15 protein-coding genes and 4 pseudogenes are annotated in these 18,420 nt (G+C 68.3%); 10 read left to right on the top strand and 9 right to left on the bottom strand.

The genetic code is table 11. The features are described from left to right. On the bottom strand, positions 1-645 hold a 645-nt coding region (locus H293_RS0134680), incomplete at its 3' end, for an IS110 family transposase (RefSeq protein ID WP_028808456.1). Between the two features lie 368 nt (positions 646-1,013). Between H293_RS0134680 and H293_RS57620 the strand changes: the two are divergent. Continuing rightward, positions 1,014-1,175 (top strand): annotated as a pseudogene (locus tag H293_RS57620) (IS110 family transposase); the annotation flags it as partial. Next, positions 1,165-1,368, top strand: a pseudogene (locus H293_RS60540) (integrase core domain-containing protein); the annotation flags it as partial. The pseudogenes H293_RS57620 and H293_RS60540, both read left to right, overlap by 11 nt. Positions 1,369-1,601: 233 nt before the next feature. Here H293_RS60540 and H293_RS0134675 read toward each other — a convergent pair. Both H293_RS0134675 and H293_RS0134670 read right to left on the bottom strand, forming a co-directional pair. Next, complete coding sequence (locus H293_RS0134675; protein ID WP_020122410.1) at positions 1,602-2,996, bottom strand: phospholipase D-like domain-containing protein; 1,395 nt, start codon at positions 2,994-2,996, stop codon at positions 1,602-1,604. Further along, positions 2,980-6,417 (bottom strand): serine/threonine-protein kinase, encoded by a 3,438-nt coding sequence (locus H293_RS0134670; protein ID WP_020122409.1) that lies wholly within the window; start codon positions 6,415-6,417, stop codon positions 2,980-2,982. The genes H293_RS0134675 and H293_RS0134670 overlap by 17 nt, the downstream gene beginning before the upstream one ends. Positions 6,418-7,108: 691 nt before the next feature. Here H293_RS0134670 and H293_RS50570 point away from each other — a divergent pair. Together H293_RS50570 and H293_RS61755 are read left to right on the top strand one after the other, a co-directional pair. Continuing rightward, a complete protein-coding gene (locus H293_RS50570; RefSeq protein WP_020122408.1) occupies positions 7,109-7,720 on the top strand; it encodes a DUF4145 domain-containing protein in 612 nt (203 codons plus the stop codon). Positions 7,721-8,223: 503 nt separating this feature from the next. Beyond that, positions 8,224-8,619, top strand: coding sequence for a DUF5134 domain-containing protein (locus H293_RS61755; protein ID WP_397895792.1), 396 nt, complete (start codon positions 8,224-8,226; stop codon positions 8,617-8,619). Here H293_RS61755 and H293_RS61750 read toward each other — a convergent pair. Beyond that, positions 8,598-8,714: pseudogene (locus H293_RS61750) on the bottom strand (sigma factor); the annotation flags it as partial. The gene H293_RS61755 and the pseudogene H293_RS61750 overlap by 22 nt on opposite strands. Between H293_RS61750 and H293_RS60530 the strand changes: the two are divergent. Beyond that, a complete protein-coding gene (locus tag H293_RS60530; protein ID WP_259294588.1) occupies positions 8,694-8,867 on the top strand; it encodes a hypothetical protein in 174 nt (57 codons plus the stop codon). The pseudogene H293_RS61750 and the gene H293_RS60530 overlap by 21 nt on opposite strands. 231 nt (positions 8,868-9,098) lie before the next feature. On the opposite strand, the gene H293_RS0134655 is transcribed toward H293_RS60530, so the two are convergent. The 4 genes from H293_RS0134655 to H293_RS0134640 form a co-directional block, all read right to left on the bottom strand. Further along, positions 9,099-9,812 (bottom strand): hypothetical protein, encoded by a 714-nt coding sequence (locus H293_RS0134655; protein WP_028808454.1) that lies wholly within the window; start codon positions 9,810-9,812, stop codon positions 9,099-9,101. A gap of 134 nt (positions 9,813-9,946) precedes the next feature. Continuing rightward, entirely contained in the window at positions 9,947-10,489 is a 543-nt protein-coding gene (locus H293_RS0134650; RefSeq protein ID WP_020122405.1) for a copper chaperone PCu(A)C, read from the bottom strand. Further along, positions 10,486-12,780: a heavy metal translocating P-type ATPase gene (locus H293_RS0134645; RefSeq protein ID WP_020122404.1), complete on the bottom strand. Its 2,295-nt coding sequence runs from the start codon at positions 12,778-12,780 to the stop codon at positions 10,486-10,488. The genes H293_RS0134650 and H293_RS0134645 overlap by 4 nt, the downstream gene beginning before the upstream one ends. Beyond that, positions 12,780-13,052 carry a hypothetical protein gene (locus H293_RS0134640; protein WP_020122403.1) on the bottom strand — a complete coding sequence of 91 codons (273 nt, stop codon included), beginning with the start codon at positions 13,050-13,052 and terminating at the stop codon, positions 12,780-12,782. The genes H293_RS0134645 and H293_RS0134640 overlap by 1 nt, the downstream gene beginning before the upstream one ends. A 370-nt stretch (positions 13,053-13,422) precedes the next feature. Between H293_RS0134640 and H293_RS60525 the strand changes: the two genes are divergently transcribed. The 3 genes and pseudogenes from H293_RS60525 (at position 13,423) to H293_RS53015 (ending at position 14,407) form a co-directional block, all read left to right on the top strand. Next, entirely contained in the window at positions 13,423-13,554 is a 132-nt protein-coding gene (locus H293_RS60525; protein WP_020122402.1) for a hypothetical protein, read from the top strand. Between the two features lie 114 nt (positions 13,555-13,668). Continuing rightward, positions 13,669-13,896 (top strand): annotated as a pseudogene (locus H293_RS61510) (SDR family NAD(P)-dependent oxidoreductase); the annotation flags it as partial. Between the two features lie 25 nt (positions 13,897-13,921). Then, positions 13,922-14,407 carry an SDR family oxidoreductase gene (locus H293_RS53015; RefSeq protein WP_310591942.1) on the top strand — a complete coding sequence of 162 codons (486 nt, stop codon included), beginning with the start codon at positions 13,922-13,924 and terminating at the stop codon, positions 14,405-14,407. A gap of 167 nt (positions 14,408-14,574) precedes the next feature. Here the strand turns inward: H293_RS53015 and H293_RS0134625 are convergent, their stop codons facing one another. Further along, positions 14,575-15,804 carry a PucR family transcriptional regulator gene (locus H293_RS0134625; RefSeq protein ID WP_158694475.1) on the bottom strand — a complete coding sequence of 410 codons (1,230 nt, stop codon included), beginning with the start codon at positions 15,802-15,804 and terminating at the stop codon, positions 14,575-14,577. 110 nt (positions 15,805-15,914) lie between these two features. On the opposite strand from H293_RS0134625, the gene H293_RS0134620 reads away from it, so the two are divergent. Both H293_RS0134620 and H293_RS0134615 read left to right on the top strand, forming a co-directional pair. Continuing rightward, positions 15,915-17,453 carry a flavin-containing monooxygenase gene (locus tag H293_RS0134620; protein WP_020122400.1) on the top strand — a complete coding sequence of 513 codons (1,539 nt, stop codon included), beginning with the start codon at positions 15,915-15,917 and terminating at the stop codon, positions 17,451-17,453. Beyond that, positions 17,450-18,388, top strand: coding sequence for an alpha/beta fold hydrolase (locus H293_RS0134615; RefSeq protein ID WP_020122399.1), 939 nt, complete (start codon positions 17,450-17,452; stop codon positions 18,386-18,388). Before H293_RS0134620 ends, H293_RS0134615 begins: the two co-directional genes overlap by 4 nt. The last annotated feature ends 32 nt before the right edge of the window (positions 18,389-18,420 follow it).

Genomic DNA, 18,420 nt, shown 5'->3' with positions numbered 1-18,420 from the left:
CAGAGCGTCACGCATCTGGGCCTCGTTGTCACGGACCTGACGGTCGACGCGTCGAAGATCCGCGAGAAGATCCCGGGCGAGATCGCGACGGCAGGAGTCGGTGGCCGTGGCGGGACGGACGCCCTTCATGAGGACTGCGGCTTTCTCGGCAGACAGGCGGGTGGGAGCCCCGCCCGGCAGCAGGTCCCGCAGGACGGCGTGGAGCCGGTTGATGATCCGAGTGCGCTCGTTGACCAGGTCGTCGTGCCGCTCGGTCAGCAGCCGAAGGATCGTCGACTGGTCCTCCGGTTCGACCGTGCGCAAGTCCTGCCGGAAGAGTGCGACCTGAGCGACATGGAGGGCGTCGGCGGCGTCGGTCTTGCGGTCCCCGCCGGTGGCCAGCAGCCGGGCCCGGGCGGAGAGGGTGGATGGGACGTCCACCACCTTCTCGCCGGCGGCGGCCAGCTGCTGGGCGAGGCTGCGGCCCAGGCCGCGGGCGCCTTCCACAGCGAAGCGGCGCTCGGGCCACTTCTCGCACCAGCGCATGAGCTGCCGGACGGTCCCGGCGTTGACGACGAAGCGCCGCTGGGCCAGTTGATGCCCGGCGGCATCGACGGCGACGGCGGTGTGAGAGGACTTGTGGGGATCGATACCGATGGTGATCACGGGCACCCTGACCAGGTCTCAACGGGATGGGACGGGTGCGGCGGGCACTCTGACTTGAAGTCTCAGCGTCCATTGGTCACGCCTCTGTCGAGCCACACCGCGCGGGTGCCGGTCAACGGCGGCAAACTCATCATGAGCCAGCCCGAGTTGGGGCGGCATGAGGTCACGCGAGCCCATGCTGACCGGCACCCTGGACGCTACGGCTGCAGACCGTGCGTCTGGGTCCGATTCAACAAGTCAGAGGTCCGGCCGCCGCCTCGGTCCGGCGCAATGCCGGACAGCTCGCGGGCGGCAGGTCTGCATAACGTGGATGCGCGCGTACGACACCGAAGCCGAGGCCGGCACGTTCGACCCCCTGGAAGGGTGCGATGTTCGACACCGAAGACGTGGGCGTGTTCCTCGGCCTGGACGTCGGCAAGAGTGCGCATCACGGGCACGGGCTGACCCCGGCCGGGAAGAAGGTCTTCGACAAGCCCCTGCCCAACAGCGAGCCGAAACTGCGGGCCGTGTTCGACAAGTTGGCCGCGAAGACACCTGCGCCACGCGCTACGCGAGTTCGAAGACTTCTACAACTCCCACCGGCCCCATCAAGGCATCGTCAACGCCCGCCCGCTACGCCCCTTGCCGATACCGATCAGCGATCCGGAGCAGATCACCCACCACGACATACGACGACGCCAACGACTCGGCGGCATCCTCCACGAGTACCATCATGCCGCCTGAACTGGGCGGATGAGGTTTTCGGCAGGCACAGGGTCCGGGCAGGAAAGCCATGGCACCAATCCGCTCTGATCAGCTACCCGTACGCGCCGGTGATCCAGGGCTCGCCGTCAATCCAGGCCAGCTCTGTCTTCGCGACGGCGTCTCCACCTGGTCATGTTGTCAGCCGGACAGCCACTGCCGGCCCAAGGGCCCAGGGAGCCTGCTCGGAGCAGGCAGGGCTCCGCAGTGCGCGCCTATCGGCGGTTGTCGTCGATGAGTTCGAGGTAGCGACTGTAATAGATGTCGGATTTTCTCCGGTTCCGGATCAGGGTGCCCTCCTCCACGCGGTAGGTGCGGTCTGGGTCGCCCTTGAAGGACAGCCAGTTGAAGGAGGTAGTCACCCAGGCGTCGTCGAAGAAGAGGATCTTGGCGTGGTTGCTCTTGAGGCGTGCCACGTGCAGCTTCTCAGGATATCGAGCAGCGAGGTTGTTGAGCCTTCTGATGGCATTCGGGTCGGTCCTGTTCTCGCTGTCGTCGTAGCCGTAGGCGATGTCGACCTTCACGCCCCGCTGCAGTCGTCGTTCCAGTCTGCCGATGAACGCCGTGGTGACGATCGCGCCGGTGATCCACGGCGAGATGATCAGGATGCGTTTCCGGGCGCTGGTGAGGGCTTCATCGAGGAGTTCGGGGTGCTCGAAGACTCCGATTGCGCGGATCTCCTCTGCCTGCTGCTCTTGAGCCTTCGGCTCTGAGGGGAGGGGCGCCGGGGAGTTGAGCTGGAGGGCTGCCTGCTCTGCGCGTTTCTGGGTGACCTCCTGCAGGGGGATCCGGGCCTTTTCGAGGTCGGGTTCCAGCGAAGGGCGCTCAGACTCGGGCTCTACGTTGATGCCGAGTCCTTTGGCGCCGCCGAGGCCGATCAGTTCGATCTCGTGGCGGTCGCTCAGTTCACCGTCGATGACGACACCGAGTTCGATGTCAACGCGTTCGGCGTCCGCGTAGACGAGGAGCTTGACGGGCAGGACGTGACGGGTCCGGGTCTGGACGATGCCTTTGACCTGCAGGACTTCGCGGGTGGTGGTGCCGTTCTCCTGAAGGAGGGTAGTGATTTCCTCGGCGGTCACCGCTCCGTCCTCGACGGGACCGGACCGCGCGGCAGGCAGCATGATCATTCCGCCTTCGGTGGCCACGTCCCGGGCGATGGTGCTGCGGCGGCTGTAGGGGGAGGCCCGCCACAGCATCTGGTCGAAGACGAGGGACTGGCTGACCCGGACCGGGACGATGGCGGCCGCCTTCGTCGCGGTGAAGCGGCCCTTCTCGGTCAGGCGCAGCCGCGGAACGGGCGCTGTGCCGGGCACGGGAGCAGTCCAGCGCAGGTCGTCGGAGCCGAAGAGGACCGCCACGGTCTGGTTGACCATGGCGACGTCCAGGCCGAGGAACCCGGCGATGGATTCCGGTGTCCGCACCCCTTGGTCGACGAGCCGCAGGACGTACTCCTCCAGCAGGGGGATGTCCTTGCTGTCCTGGGCGAGGACCTCGGCGGTGATGCGGGCGACGGGCAGGGCCGCGTCGACGATGTCGACGAGGTCAAAGCCGGTGCGGGCATTTCCGAAGCGGACGGCCAGCAGGCTGTCCTCACTGAACGTTGGCATCGCGGATCTCGCAGTCTTCCGGGTGGCTGCTCATGTAGTGGAGGACGTTGCGCAGGGCACCGGGTTTGCTGCGGCAGAAGCCGGCGTCCCCGACGATGATCAGCCCGAACCGAGCGCGGGAGAGGGCGACGTTGATGCGCCGCCAGTAGGGCTGCCCCAGGAATCCGAACCGGCCGTCGGAGTTGCTGCGGGTCACGCAGAAGACGGCGAGGTCGCACTCGCGGCCCTGCACGGCATCGACGGAGAGCACCTCGGGTGTGAAGTGCCTGAGTTTCTTCTTGGCCAGCTGCTTCTTGAGCGTCTCAACCTGACGGCCGTAGGGCGCGATGACCAGAACCTCCAGGGGCTTGCCACCGGGCGGCTGGACCGCCCCCTTCCCGATCGCGTAGTCGATGACCTCCAGACGTTTCTGCGCGATCTGCGCCTCGAGTCGGTTGGAGACGCTGGTCTCGGTGCCGGACCGTTCCGTCTCACGCCGCCCGGGATGAAAGCTCGTGTCCATCCAAAGCACAGGCCGGTTGAGGCCTCTGTACCCCTCCAGCTCGTGCGGGTTGGGAGAGAGCAGCTCGTCGTTGTAGAAGCAGCTGCTGATCATGTTGCCGATGGCGGGCGTCATCCGGTACTGCTCGCGCAGCAGGTGCTTGACCGGCGGCTGGGTATTGTCCGCCAGGTGCTGGAACAGCGTCGTCTGCACGATCTCCGGGGTCAGCTGGTGGTCTTCCATGGCCTTGGTGTTGCGCAGCAGGTCCTCGTCGATCGGCGGGAGCTGCCTGGTGTCCCCGACCAGCACCCACCGTTTCGCACGGGCCAGCGGGACCAGTGCCTCGGTTGCGGTCGCTTTCGACGCCTCGTCGAAGATGCACAGGTCGAAGTCCAGGGCACGAGCTGCTGGATGCCCCAAGAAGCCCAGGGCTGTGCCGCCTACCACGTTCCGGGTCCGCAGGAAACTGGCGATCAGGTGCGGGTCACTGCCGGCCCGCTTGAGCCATTCGCCCTGCAGACGCAGCAGCCGCATGAGGTCCTGTCCCGGGCCTGCTGCCGGAAACAGGGCCTCGACGGCGTCCCGACACTCCCGCGCGGTCATGGCCTCGCGCAGGGTGAGGTCACCGTCCAGGGCGCTCTGGATCTCGGCGACGAGGGCCGCGCGCTGTTCGAGGAGCGTCTCCCGACGGGCACTGGCTGTGACCGCTTCCTCTCCCAGTTCCCGCGCGGAGGTGGTGCGGTCGGGTAGAGGCTGAGCGGTCAGTTCCGCGAGCCGGGCCTCAACGTGCGCGAGGTCGGTGGCGACGGCTGCCGCCTCTTCGAGCAGGAGTGCCGCCTTCAGGTGCCGTGACTCCAGCTTCTGCCGGGTCGCGACCGCTTCCAGGTGCCTCTCCGCCCGGGCTCGAACGCTCTGCGTCCACCTCTTGACCTGCCGGTCCAGCAGTAGCGCTTGCGCGGCGGGATCGATGCGCGGATCGTCGGGGCGGCCCAGGCGCACCAGGCCGTCGATACCCGCCTCTTCCAGACGGCGCAACGCGTTGTCGATGGCGATGTGGGTCTGGCTGACGATGAGGATTCGTGCGTCCGGCTTGCGGCTGAGTGTCTGCTCGACGATCTCCGCGATCACCGTGGTCTTGCCGGTGCCAGGCGGGCCCTCGACCAGCACAAGGTCCTGCGTCCCCAACGCTCGCACGACGACATCCCGTTTGCTCTGGTCAAGGTCGGCGCGGACCCAGGAGGTGACCTCGACCGGAGGCAGGACCGGCATCCCCTGCGGATTCTCGATGATCTTACCCAGAAGGGGGTTGCTGCTCTGCTGGGCGGCAACCGTGGACAGCGCGTCGCGCTGCCGATTGATGGCGCTCTGGCTGGGGCCGAGATAGGGCAGCAGGTAACCGCGACGTGGCAGCGCCGTCTTGGCACGAGTCATACGGAGCTGGACGGTGTCCTCGGTCCGACCGGTGACGACACCCCGGTCGATAGGCCGGCTGTAGGGGTACTCCACGACCGACCACTCGTCGCCGATCTCCAGCACCGTTTCGGTGGCGCCCAGGCGGAAGGACCGCGTGTACGAGGTGCCGTCCGTCCTGTCGTAGGCGACGGGTTGCCGCCCGTTCGCCGCGATCTCCTCGCGGGCTTCAAGGACGTGCCGCCAGCCGTCGAAGAGGTCCCCGAGGTTCTTCCGTCGGTCCTCGCTGTTTTTCTCCTCGCGGGCCTCCACATGCGTGTTGAGCCCCGCCAGCAGCACGTTCAGCCCGCGGTTGGCCGGGTCCTCGCCGGGATCGTAGAAGGTCCAGCTCAGAATCGGATCAAGCTTGAGCGCAGACTCTCGGCGCCTCGCCAGCCACTCCTCCGGCCGCTCTTCCGCGGACACGATGACGCACCGGTCGGAGTTGTTGTCGTCGCCGACCATGCGCAGGAACAGCTTCCGGCCGAAGACCCGCACGGTCTCGGTGTCGACCTCTTTCGTCGCCGGGTTCCAACCGTAGTCGACGTGCACGGTGCCCGAGATATCGGACATGACCTCCGACTTGGCCTGCGACATGACCTGGTCGAGGCTCAGCTCTTTCCCCTCGGGCACGGTGACGAGCTTCTCTGCGGCGCTCTTGGTCATCTTCAGCCACACCGAATTGCGCTGCCGCGCGTCACGGTTGCCGCACCGTCGCTCCGCCTCCAGCAGCTGGTGCTCCAACACGATGGCGTTGGCCGGCCTCTTCTGCGGTTCGATGTCGATGCAGGACTTCAGAATCGCGCGGACATCGGTGTCCATCTCCAGCTCGTCCAGAGCAGACAGCAGTCCGGGGTAGTCGCGGGCCTTGCTGTTGGACAGAACCTGGATGGCCAGGACGGCGTACGCATAGACATCCCTGACCCAGCCGACGCTGCTCTTCTCCAACGGCTTGTACAGGCTGGAACCGTAGTCAGCGACCGTGTGGTCCGTCGCGAGCACCGCCGCAGTCTCCACGACCTTGGCGATCCCGAAGTCGGCGAGTTTGACCGTGCCGTCACTGGTCAGGAGGACATTTCCGGGCTTGATGTCCCGGTGTTCCACCCGCTGCTCGTGAGCGTAGGCGAGAGCAGATGCCAACGGCCGCCCGATGCGGGCGAAGTAGGACGGCCAGTCCAGCGGCCGACCCCCGCTCATCTCGTCCTTCAGGCTCCTATCGACCCACTCCAGGACGATGAAGTACTGCTCCAGCCCATCGTCCCAGCCCGAGTCCAGCATCCGTACGATGTTCGGATGGCTCAGCGCCCGCAACGAGGCGGTCTCGCGGTCGAGGAAGATCCGCGTGCTCTCCTCGTCGTCGCGCCGCTTGAGCAGTTTCACCGCCGCGTACGCGCCCTCCGGGCTCAGGACATCCACTGCCTTGCGCACCTCAGACATGCCGCCCTGGCGCTTCTCCGCCTGCGGCAGCAGATGAAACCGCCCGTTGATCATGCCAGTCACACGCGGCTCCCTACCCACCAACTGCCCTTCACCTCCACGTCCCTGACCATCCTTTCAGTAGATATCGCCTCCCGTTCGGCTTCGTCTCCAAACGCCAAGGAAACGAACCATCAGGGATGAGACGACACCACTCAGCCGCCACCACGTGCCGCGTTCCGATGGCAAGGTTCCAGGAGATCGCGAACGTCAGGTTGCGGAGTTCTGGTCGCTCCTTGGCTACGCGCTTCACCGAATCCGTCATGGCGGTCAGCAGCGGATCGATGCCCTCAACATGCTTGGCCTGCCAGCCCCACTCCGTGCCGTCCTGCAGCGTGGCCTACCACTCACCGCCGCCGTCAGGGTTGCCGGTTCGGATGGCCTGAGTGCCTCTTGGCACGCGGTTCTTGAGCAGCTGATACGACAGCTCTTCGAATGCCCGACTCTGCGCGCCGTTCCAGGCACGTAGCGTCCTGAAGCTCAATCCGCCTCCCCCCTCGCGTTCCCTTCCGGCTTGTAGACCCAGATGCGATCACCCCCATACCCGTCGGGACCGAGGCCAAGTCACGGGACTGGCGGAGCAGGTGAGGAGCCATGGTAGGCCCGGCGCCGCTCGGCTTCGCCACTGAGCCATGACCACATGTCTGGCCTCAAGTACACAGGGGTCGAGCCCCATCGCCAGGCGATCTTTGCACCGGAAGCAAGGGTGCGCATCAAAATCCTGCTCCGGCTCGCCGACCCGCGCGAATACCTCGACGAACCCGAGCAGCTCCCCGCGGTCATCACCGCGGTCAACGCCTTTCTCGTCCACGAGGGCGTACGCCTGGCGAACCCCGGCGGCCGCCCCCGCCTCATCGCCTGCGACCCCTCACTCGCCCACCCGGGCAGCCAGGGCCCGGTCGAACTCAGAGCAGCCATGACCGATCTCATCAGTGATCATCAGATGGCCGGCCTCCTCCAGCACCGCCTGGACGAGGCACGCACCTGCTACGCCAACGGCGCCCACGTGGCGGCCATCATCATGCTCGGCAGCCTCCTCGAAGGCGTCATGGTCCATGTCGTCCAGGAACGCAACGCGTCACTGCTCGGCAACAAGTCCCGGGACCACGTGAACCTGGATACCCTCATCAAAATCTGCTACGACGCCGGCTGGATCGGCGCCGACGTACAGCGCTTCTGCCACGAACTGCGCAAGTACCGCAACTTCGTCCATCCGCGCGCCGAAGCGCGCGAGTTCCAGGAATCCTGTGCGCCACGCCGCCGGAACCTGCTCGCGAGTTTCCGAATATCAGGGCTTCGTGTACGGGTTGGCCGATGACGATGAGGTCGCAGTCATGGTTCCGGCCTTCCTCTCGGGTGACAGCGAGGACACCGTTTCCGGTGCACGGGTGCGGGTGCGGGTGCGTCCTACGTATGAGGGGTCTCCGCCTCCCCGTCGATGTGACGGCGCTCATACGCAATGCCTGGAACTCACTCAGGCCACTCACCGACTCCTGTTGTGGCCGTTCGCCAGGTCCGCGTCCTGACCGGGAGGCGATCAGGCGCCCGAAATCCCGTGCCGCCGTGGCGGCTTGTGGAGGACGTCTGTCGTAGTACCTCTCCCGTTCGTTCGTGCCCCCTGCCCGTGCGTCCGGCCCTGGAACACTGGTCGGCCGCGCCGTGCGGCGCCCTTGGAGTGGGGGTGGTGCGGTGGTTGCCGCGAGCGGGCTGCGCTGGGTTCTGAGTCTGCTGTTCGCCGTGCCTGTCGCGTACGGCGTGTGGAGGCTGGTGCTTCCCGGAACCAGCGCCGGGGAACGCGTGGATCACGCGCTGCACGCGGCCATGGGGGTGCTGATGATCGCGATGGCCTGGCCGTGGGGAACGGACCTGCCGGTCGTTCCCCAGGTTGTGCTCTTCAGCGTGGGCGCTCTGTGGTTCGTGGCCGCCGCTCCGTTCCGCGCGCGTGGCGGGTCCCGGGGCCGGGTGGTGATCGCCGCTCTTCCGCACGTCGTGATGGTGGGGGCCATGGCATGGATGGTGTCGGCGATGGGCTCCTCGGGGACGGCGCCCCCCTCGTCGAAGCCCGGCAGGCCGCTCGGCTGGGAGCGTTCCACCGCCGTCTGCCAGTCGACGGCGTCCGCGATCCGGGGTCGGACCGCGGCACGGCGCAGGCTGTCGACGACCGCGCGCCGGGCGATGGCCAGCAGCCAGGTCCGGGCCGAGGCGCGGCCTTCGTAGCGGTGCAGGCTGCCGAAGGCGCGCGCGAAGGTGTCCTGGGTCAGGTCGTGGGCGGTCTGGGGATCGCCGCTGAGGTGAGCGACGTAGCGCAGCACGTCACCGTGCAGGGCGCGGACGAAGTGGTCGGCCGCGTCGGGGTCGCCGCCGCGGGCGGCCAGTGCCCAGGCGGTCGCCGACGCGTCCGCGGAGGCGCGATCCGCGCGGGCAGCGGGCAGCGGGCAGCGGGCAGGACAGAGATCATCACGTGAGGTCCTTCTCAGGTCTTCCGGGGCCGGGCCCGCACGAGGGCACGGCTCACCGGCACATGGGGTGCGTCCGTACGCGAGAGGTACGGCGATGCCCGGGGCCCGTGAGGGACTGCCCGCCCGTGCAGACGCGGTGAGCGGGTCGCGGCGGGGAGACCGTCGGCAGACCTGTGCGCGAGTGCGCCGCAGGACGGCGGGAGGCGCAGTGCTGGGCCCTGGGTGGATCCGGCTGTCTCAGATGACAGCGGCACCCGCGGGCGGCCCGCGGAAGGTGAGAGAGCAACACAGCAACAGCCGCACCGGAGCCGCGCAATCGAAGTCACAGAGCCTGCGCACGGACGGGCGGCCCAGCGGCGCGGGCAGGGCCGCCAGCAGCAGACGCAGCGGCGCCGCCAGCCAGGCCGCCGCGGCCCTGAGAACGCGGAACACGGCCCGTTCGCCGTGGGCCAGCCACAGCCCGCACAGGACCGCGGCCAGCAGGTGCGCTGCGAACATGCCGACCGAGGCAGCGCCGCTCATGCCGGCCATGCCGTGCATGTGTCCGCCGCCGGACATGCCGTGCACCGCGTGTGCCGTCGACCCCATGTCCATGCCGCTCATGGAGCCCATGTCCATCGACCCCATCGAGCCCATGTCGACGGTGCTCGTGCCCGTCGGGCCGCCGGCGCCGGGCATGACGGCCGACGCCGACGTGAGCTCCTGCGCCTGGGTGAACGTCTCGTGGAGCACCGCCTGCGCGGCGGTCACGACCACGACGATCGACGTGCGGCCACGCTCCCGGCCGGCCAGCAGCCATCCGGCTACGCCGGTCGCGGCCGCACCGGCGGCCATGGCCCACCAGGGAACGGGGGTCCCCGACATGGTCACGTGCCCGAGGGCGGCGAGCAGCACGCAGGCGGCGGCGAACACGCCGGCCCGCAGCACGCGGCACCACCCTCGGACAGTCATAGCCCGCTCATCCTCGCACCCGGCGTCTGATCGTCGTCAGAGGGTACGTACGAACTTCCGCTCCTCGACTCACCGGCAACGAGGTGACACACCTCACATCAGGAGCGCGGGAACTCGGGGACGGCGGGGAACGACTACGTGAGCGATGCTGAATCCGGCCGCACCACGACGGCCAGGACTTTCACCCGGCCGCTGCGCCGGAACTCCAGGGTGAACGGCACGAGGTCACCTGAACGCCACTGGTCCGAGGGCACGGGCACGGTCAGGTCCACCCCGCTCGGCGACATGGCGAGGCTGTCGCCCGCCGCGACGGAGACGGAGTCGATTGTGGACCGGTAGGCCGCGTTGCCCTGCCGCATGCGGTGTCGGGAGAGTGTTATCTCACCGGGGACGTCACGTGCCGTGATCCGGACCAGGGTGTCGGCCGAGCCGCCCTCGTTGGCGATGTGGAAGAACGCCGCCGTCTCCGGGACTCCGTCAGATGGCAGCAGCACTTTCCCCTCGGTGACCCGGACGACCGCCGGGCTGCCGGCCCGGCCCGTGCCGACCCAGGCCGTCAGGCCGGCCAGGGCCACACTGCACGCCGCGACGGGCACGAGAGCGGTGAGTGCCCCGTCCCGAAGCCGCCGCCGGTCCAGGCGCTTCAGCATGGACAGCGGGTCCGTGATCGGCTTCATCGGACACCGGCCTTCGCGCCCCGCGTCCCAGGACGGCTCCGGCCGCGGGCGGCAGAGGGCTGCCAGCCGCGTAGCCGCAGGCTGTTGGCGACCACCAGCACCGAACTCACCGACATCGCCGCGGCGGCGAACATCGGATCGAGCAGGCCGACCATGGCCAGCGGCACGGTGACGACGTTGTAGCCGAACGCCCACACCAGGTTCGCTCGGATCGTTCCCAGCGTGCGCCGGGCCAGCAGGACCGCGTCGACGAGCGCCTCGATGTCCCCGCGCGCCAGGGTCAGGTCGGCGGCGCCAATGGCCACGTCGGTGCCGCTGCCCATGGCGATGCCCAGGTCGGCTTCGGCGAGTGCGGCGGCGTCGTTCACGCCGTCGCCGACCACCGCGACCCGGGCGCCCTCCTCCTTCAACTGCCGTACGAGGGCGGCTTTGTCCTCGGGGGTGCAGCGGGCACGCACCTCGTCGATGTTCAGGGCGGCGGCGACCGCTTCGGCGGGCGCCGTGCGGTCGCCGGTGGCGAGCACGGGGCGGATACCGAGTCGGCGCAGCCGCTCCACGGCCCGGTAGCTGCCGGACCGTACAAGGTCCCCGACCGCGATGAGCGCCTTGGCCCGGCCGTCGACCCGCACCAGAACCGGAGTGTGCGCGGCCTCCTCGGCCTCGGCCAGCGCTTTGGCCAGCGCGCGCGGCAGCTTGCCGTCCGGCGCGCCCACCTCCACCGTGAGGCCGTCCACCCGGCCGCTCACGCCGTGTCCCGGCACCGCGGCGAAGTCCGTCACGTCCGGCAGGGGTCCGGACGCCTGTGTGCGGTCCGCGTACGCGGTGACCGCCCGCCCGATCGGATGCTCGGAGCCCCGCTCCACCGCCCCGGCCAGCCGCATCACCGCGTCCTGCCCGAGCGCGCCCGGCAGCGCGGTGACCTTGGCCACCGTCATGTGGCCGGTGGTCAGCGTGCCGGTCTTGTCCACCACGACCGTGTCCACGTGCTGCAGAGCCTCCAGTGTCTGCGGCCCGCTCACCAGTACGCCCAGCTGGGCCCCACGTCCGGTGGCGGCCATCAGGGCGGTCGGCGTCGCCAGCCCCAGCGCGCACGGGCAGGCCACGACCAGGACGGCCACACAGGCGGTGAGCGCCGCCTGCGGGTCGGCTCCGGCTCCCAGCCAGAACCCGAGGATGGTCACGGCGATGGCCAGGACCACGGGAACGAAGACTCCGGCGACCGCGTCGGCCAGCCGCTGCGCCCGCGCCTTGCCGGCCTGGGCCTCCGTCACGAGGCGGGTGATGCGGGCCAGCTGGGTGTCCGCACCGACCGCCGTGGCCTCGACGAGCAGCAGCCCGCCGGCATTGACGGCCCCGCCGACCAGCGCCGAGCCGGGAGACACCTCCACGGGTTCGCTCTCGCCGGTGACCAGCGACAGGTCCACCGCCGAACTGCCCTCCGTCACCCGCCCGTCGGTCGCGACCCGCTCACCGGGACGCACCACGAAGACCTGCCCCACCCGCAACTGCTCGATGGGGACGGACCGCTCACCGTGCTCGTCACGGACGGACACCTTCTTGGCGGCCAGTTCTGCCAGCGACCGCAGCGCCGCCCCGGTCCCCCGCCGCGCCCGCGCCTCCAGGAACCGGCCGGTCAGCACGAACAGCGGGACACTGACGGCGGCTTCGAGATACAGGTGCGCCATGCCCTCCGACGCGGACGGCACCAGACTGAACGACATCCGCATCCCGGGCTCGCCCGCTCCCCCGAGGAACAGCGCGTACACCGACCAGGAGAACGACGCCACCACGCCGAGCGAGACGAGGGTGTCCATGGTGGCCGTGGAGTGCCGCAGCCCCCGCAGCGCCCTGATGTAAAAGGGCCAGGCGCTCCATACCGCCACCGGGGCGGCCAGCATGAAACAAAGCCACTGCCAGTTGCGGAACTGCCACGCCGGCACCATCGACAGCACCAGGACCGGCACCGCGAGCAGAGCGGTGACCACGAGCCGTTCCCGCTCGCGACGGGCCTCGTCGGTGCCGGCCTCATCCGCTGCCAAGGCCGCCTCCTCGTCCTCACGCGCGGGCAGGGCGGCCTGGTATCCGGCCTGCTCAACCGCGGTGACGAGATCCTCGGGCGCGACGTCTGCCGGGTGGCTGACTCGCGCGAGCCCCGTGGCCAGGTTGACCGTGGCCGTGACGCCCTCCAGCTTGGCGAGCTTCTTCTCCACCCGCCGGACACAGGCAGCGCAAGTCATCCCGCCCACGGTGACGTCCGTGACCACCAGGCTCGCCGTCTGTTCGGCCGCCATCACTCACCGCTCCCATGACCCATCCCGGGCATGTCGTCCATCCCGGGCATGTCGCCCGTGCCGTCGCCGTCGCTCCCGCCGCCCCCTCCACCGCTACCGGTTCTCCCGCTGCCGTGCATACCCGGCGCCACCGGCCCGGCCGCCGACCCGACCGCGTAGGACACCGTGAACACCAGTGCCAGCAGAAGCAGGAACCCGCAGAGCGCGGGAGGCGGCAGCAGTCTGCGGGCGGCCCCGGCGGCGGAGCGGGGTGACAAGGGAATATCGGCCATGCCCGACCTTCCTGGTCGCATCGAACCGTCCTGCGAGAGACGGCGGTTGTAGCCGTAGCACTCCAGTAGTCGAGTCGACAGAGCGTCGAGTTCCAGCACCTAATCATGACTTGCGTCACATGGGTAACCGGTGTTGTACCCGCCTGACCGAGAACGTCGAGGCAGGCTCGCACGCCGGTGAGCAGTTCGCGGACGCCGGGCCGGTCAGTTCCTGCCAGACGGCCCCACAGATGTCGCCCCACAGAAGGCACCCGCGTGCACACGGCTCGGCCGGGCAGTCGCTGCGTACGCCTCCACTTCCGGCGAATCGAGTTTCGCCCGTCCAAGGGTCGGACGGGCGAGGGTCCGCCCCCTGGAGCGGTCCTATGGCGTGCGCCACGACAAGTCACCCGTGATGTTCGTGGTGTGGATCGGCTCCGTGCTGACCACGGCCTTCTCGTTCACGGACCCGAGCGACTGGTTCGGCTGGACCATCAGCGCGTGGCTGTGGATGACGGTATGACGGCCCTCTCCCCCGGATTCTGACCTTCCCGGGCCACGGGTGCCGATACCCCCCACGGCATCGGCGCCCGTGCCCTTCGCGCCTGCCCGCACCGCGGATGCACCCGCCCCTGCGATGCGGGGACGAGAAAGGACCCCCTCCAGCATGGCCTCTCGACGCGTGCTCATCACGGGAGCCTCACGCGGCATCGGCCTGGCGGTGGCCGAACGCCTGGCCCGTCAGGGACATCGGCCCATCGGTCTCGCACGGACCTCGACCGACGCCTTCCCCGGGGACTTCCACGAGGTCGACTTGTCCGATCGGGCAGCCACAGACGCGGCCCTTCGGGCTGTCCTCGCCCAGGGGCCCGTCGACGCCGTGGTCAACAATGCCGGTCTGGTTCGACCCGCATCCGTACACGAAGGCGAGCTGGACGGATCTGCACGCGGTCTACGACATGACGGTGCGGGTCGCCGTCCAGGTCGTCCAGGCCGCCCTGCCGGCCATGACCGCGCACGGTCGGGGCCGCATCGTGAACATCACCAGCCTGGTCACCGTGGGCAAACCGGAACGTACGGCTTACGGAGCGGCCAAAGCGGCGCTGGACTTCTGCACCCGCGCCTGGGCGGGAGAGCTCGCCACGACGGGAGTGACCGTCAACGCCGTTGCCCCCGGACCGACCGAGACGGAACTGTTCCGTGCCAACAATCCTGCCGGGTCCGCCTCGGAGCAGCGTTACCTCGCCGGCACACCCTCCGGGCGGCTCGGCCGTCCGGACGACATCGCCGCGGCCGTGTGTTTCCTGCTCTCCCCGGAAGCCGCACACTTCACTGGCCAGATCCTGCGCGTCGACGGTGGCGCGGGCACCGGCTGACCCACCGGCAGAGGCACCCGCTGCCGCTCGAACCCCAGACCTGTCAGCCCGGTCTTAGGAAACGGACCCATCAACGCGACAATGGCCGCTTCGCGGTCCAGATCCTCGCGGGCGCACCTTGTGCTCGCTGTAGTGATCATCTCGACGCTGCGCTCGTTTTGGGTCCGTTAGATCGGATCCGACCTCAGCTGTACCACGGTGAGAGCGGCGGCGATCTCAACTGGGTAGTCCGCGAGGGGACTTGGGAGCAGTTCGTCGGCACGGCGGAGCCGGCGGTCGATCGTGTTGCGGTGGGTGAACAGTCGCTCTGCGGTGCGCGCCGAATTGAAGCGTTCACGGACGAAGGCCAGCACCGTCTGGCGTATCACCGGATCGGCGTGCTCAAGGTCACCAAGTGTGTCGTGGATGAAGGTGTCGAGTTGGGGCGTGCCGACGACGAGGACCGAGGCGAGCCGGACGTCATCGAACTTGCTGATACGCCTGGGTGAGTTCAGGGCGGCGAGGACTCGTTGTGTCGCCAGGGCCTCGAGATGGGTCTGGCGGAAGCCGACGAGACCGGCGTGCGGCCGCCCGATGGCGACATTCACGTCGGGTTGCTCGTCCAGGATGTCCACGACTTGTGCCGGCTCGGGCGCCACGGCGGTCGGTAGCCAGGTCCACGATGTCGAGGAGTCGGCGGCCACCGTCGTCCTGGTGTGGCATCGTGCCGCGCGCATCAGCCGGTCGATCGCGGGTTCGATCTGATCCGTGGTTTCGTGGGAGCGCGCCCACACGACCAGGCCTACCAGCCGGCCACTGAGCGCCTGACCCAGTTCGCGTTCGGCGCGTTCGAGGGAGACAGGCGCTCCCGAGATCAGCAGCGCCGCCAAGTCGAATCTCTGCCTGGTGCGTTCGCTCGTCAATTCGTCGCGCTCTTTCGCTACAGCCTCTCGCACGGCTCGCATCGTGTCGTCGGCGAAGGTGTTCATGGAGGCATGGCTGAAGCTCAGCAACTCGACGAGTTCGGTGGGCTCCGACGTCAGGTCCAGGCAGATGGCCGTCCAGCGCCCCCAGGCAACGTTGACCGACTCGCGCCAGCTGATGAGGTCGTAGCTGTCGATCCCGCGCCTGGCCAGGTCGCGGGCGAAGTTCAGCGCGTCGCCACCGAGATAAGGAGCAACCGGCTCGCCGGGCGCGTTCACCGTGGCGGTCAACCACTGAAGCGTATTGGTCTCGTTCGCTCTGCGTCCGCCTTCCCGCAGAACAGGATCCTCGCGCATGATCGGCGGCAGCTTGCTTTGCAGGGCAGCGAAAGACTCCGCGACCAGCTCCTGTTCCTCGGCCAGCATTCGCTCTGCAGCGGCGCGCATCAGGGTCCTGGTGCGCGCAGAGGGCACCTGCTTCCGCTCTCCCGTCATGAGTGCAGTGTGCACCATGAGCGGATCGACTTCGAGGCGTCTGTCACCTTCTCAGGCTCTATCGCGGCCTGAGACCGTGCCTTCAATCACGTCACGGACGGAGACTCACCATGGTCAAGCAGACGCTCGACACAGAGCGTGTCGACATCGTCGTCGTCGGCGCCGGCATCTCCGGCATCGGCCTCGGCGTCCAGCTGCGTGCGGGGCACCCCGACAAGTCACTACTGATGCTGGAGGCGCGTACCGCGGTCGGCGGGACCTGGGACCTCTTCCGCTACCCGGGCATCCGGTCGGACTCGGACCTCTACACGTTCGGCTACTCGTTCAAGCCGTGGCGTGACAAGGACTCCATCGCCGACGCGCCGAAGATCCGTACTTACCTGAATGAGGCGGTCGCGGAGTCCGGTCTGAAACGGAATCTGCGCTTCGGTCACAAGGTCGTACACGCCGGCTGGTCGTCCGAGACCGCCACATGGACGCTCGACATCGAACGGACCGACCCGACCACCGGCGCCCTCGACAACATCAAGATCGAGACCCGCTGGTACATCAACGCGACCGGCTACTACAACTACGACGAGGGCTACAACCCGAGCTTCGTCGGGGAGGACACCTTCACCGGCGACATCATCCACGCTCAGCACTGGCCGGAGGGCTACGACTACTCCGGCAAGCAGGTGGTCGTGATCGGCAGCGGCGCGACCACGTTCACCTTGGTTCCCGCGATGACCTCCGGCGCTGGCGCAGCCGCTCATGTGACGCAGCTCCAGCGGACGCCGACGTACGTCGTCGCCCAGCCCCGGCAGGACCCGATCGCCGGCTTCATCACCCGTGTGCTGGGGGAGGACCGTGCCTACCCGATCGTCCGTATGAAGAACGCCTGGCAGGACCGTCTCTTCGTCAGCGCCTTCCGTCGCTATCCCGGCTGGGCCAAACGCTATCTGACCTCCCATGTCAGGAAGAACCTGCCTGAGGGCTATGACATCGGCACCCACTTCACGCCCCCGTACAACCCGTGGGACCAGCGCATCGCGCTCGTCCCCGACGGCGACTACTTCCACGCGTTGACCGAGGGACGGGCCACGGTGATCACCGACCGCATCGTCCGGTTCACCGCGAACGGCATTCTGCTCGAGTCCGGCCGTGAGCTTCCCGCAGACCTCATCGTCAAGGCCACCGGCCTCAACCTGCGGTTCTTCGGCGGAACGCCCATGACCGTCGACGACAAGCCCGTCCACCTGCCCGATACGCTCGCCTATCGCGGCATGATGCTCAGCGGCGTACCCAACATGGTCATGGTCGTCGGTTATGTGCTGTCGACATGGACGATGAAGATCGACCTCATCTGGAAGCAGATCGACAAGCTGCTGCATCACCTCGACGCCAACGGCTACGGGTCCGTCACTCCCATCGCCGACTCGACCGTCGAGACCCGCCCGCTGCTGGACTTCTCGGCCGGGTACGTTCAGCGTTCGCTCGAGGACGTGCCCCGTCGTGGTCTCAAGGCGCCGTGGATCATGGCTAGTACCTGGTGGGAGGACAAGGAGCTACTCGAGTCGAACTCGGTGTACGACCCGGCCCTGCGTTACATGGCCGACCCCCTTGAGGTTGCCCCTCGCCGTGCGACACGCAAGGAGGTCAGCGCATGACACTGACACAGGAACGTTTCGCTTCGGTCGCGACCGGTGTGCGGCTCTGCTACTGCGTCGACGGTCCTGCCGACGGCCCGGCGCTGCTGCTCCTCGGAGGGCTCGGAGAGGACATGAGCTCGTGGTCCGATGCCTTCGTCAGCGCGATGGTCTCGCGCGGCTACCGCGTCGTCCGCCACGACAACCGCGATGCCGGACGCTCCTCGCGCATCGACCGACGACCGCCCGCCCCATGGCGCCTGCTGTCCGCGAAACCACAGCGCGACGCGTACACGCTGGCGCAGATGGCACGCGACAGCGTCAGCCTTCTCGACCACCTCGGTATCGACCGCGCCCACATAGTCGGACGCTCGATGGGCGGCATGATCGCGCAGTCGCTGGCAGCCCACCACGGCGACCGCACGGCCTCCCTGACCTCGATCTACTCGACAACGGGGGCACTCACCGTCGGGCAACCGACGCTCAAGACGAGACTGATGCTGATCGCGTCCCCGCCTGCAAAGACGAGGGAACGAGCCATCAAGAGGCACCTCAAGTTGACCCATCAGGCCAGTGGGACGGCATACCCACTCAACGAGGCGGCAGAGGCGGTCGCCGCCGGTATCCTATGGGACCGCGCCGGCGGCCCGAACAACCGAGGCACGGCCCGTCAGATCCAGTGCATCCAGGCGTCGGGCGACAGGACGTCGGAACTGCACCACATCGACGCGCCGACCCTCGTTCTCAACGGGGACCGTGATCAGTTCGTTGATCCGAGCGGGGGGCGGGCAACCGCCACGGCCATCACCAACGCTCGCCATGTGGTCGTGCCCGGGATGGGCCACCACATCCACGACGACCTGGTCGCGCTTGTCGCAGTCGAAATCGACGCACACATCAGCAGCGTGGAAGAGCGGCTCCACTCCGCGAAGGAGCTCCGACGAAATCGGCAATGATGCCAGGCCGTTGCGGTCGGCCATCTCGTCTC

The sequence above is a fragment of the Streptomyces canus 299MFChir4.1 genome (assembly GCF_000383615.1).
In the GTDB taxonomy this organism is placed as follows: Bacteria; Actinomycetota; Actinomycetes; order Streptomycetales; family Streptomycetaceae; genus Streptomyces; species Streptomyces canus_C.
Note: the sequence above shows the minus strand (reverse complement) of the source record. Positions and strands in the feature narration are given on the sequence as shown.